Genomic DNA, 555 nt, shown 5'->3' with positions numbered 1-555 from the left:
CGCTACCTGAGCCTGATCTGGGCAGTGGCGAGCGCGAGATCATGGAGCCACGTAATGATGCAGAACATTGGCTTTTCGGAATCTGGGCTGAAACTATTGGAAACAAGAATTTCGGCGTGACGAATGGATTTATTGAGCTGGGAGGAGATTCGCTCTCAGCCATGAGGATTGTTTCTGCAATGAATATCGAAGCAACTGATCGATATATGCTCAACCTTCTCAATAATGGGTCCGTCATCTCTCAATTAGAGCTTCTGGCCCACCAGCCACGCCATTCTGCTGAACTCCAAGGATTGCAGGATTTCATGCAGGTCCTTTCTGGAAAGGACAATTAATATGAAGAACGCTTTTGATTCCCGGAAAGCTGCGGAATTTCGTAAACTCTCCGAACAATATATCGAACTTGATTCTATCAAAAAACAGCAGTTCAGAGCAGCAGTCAGACAGGCTTCCATGGATTGGAAAGCCTTCCCAATTGTTGAGGGCGGCGATCACCGACAGTTTCTACTGTCATATGCTCAGGAGCGTTTATGGTTTTTGTGGAACCTGCTGCCT

General features: G+C 46.8%; 2 protein-coding genes. Both read left to right on the top strand.

Features of this window, described 5'->3' with window-relative positions:
• On the top strand, positions 1-335 hold a 335-nt coding region (locus AD948_RS00025), incomplete at its 5' end, for a phosphopantetheine-binding protein (RefSeq protein WP_211264404.1).
• A gap of 1 nt (position 336) precedes the next feature.
• Positions 337-555, top strand: a 219-nt coding sequence (locus tag AD948_RS00020; RefSeq protein ID WP_156478851.1) for a hypothetical protein, incomplete at its 3' end; no start/stop codon positions are given.

It is taken from the genome of Acetobacter senegalensis, from assembly GCF_001580995.1.
GTDB lineage: Bacteria > Pseudomonadota > Alphaproteobacteria > Acetobacterales > Acetobacteraceae > Acetobacter > Acetobacter senegalensis.
This window is presented reverse-complemented; position numbering and strand designations above follow the sequence as displayed.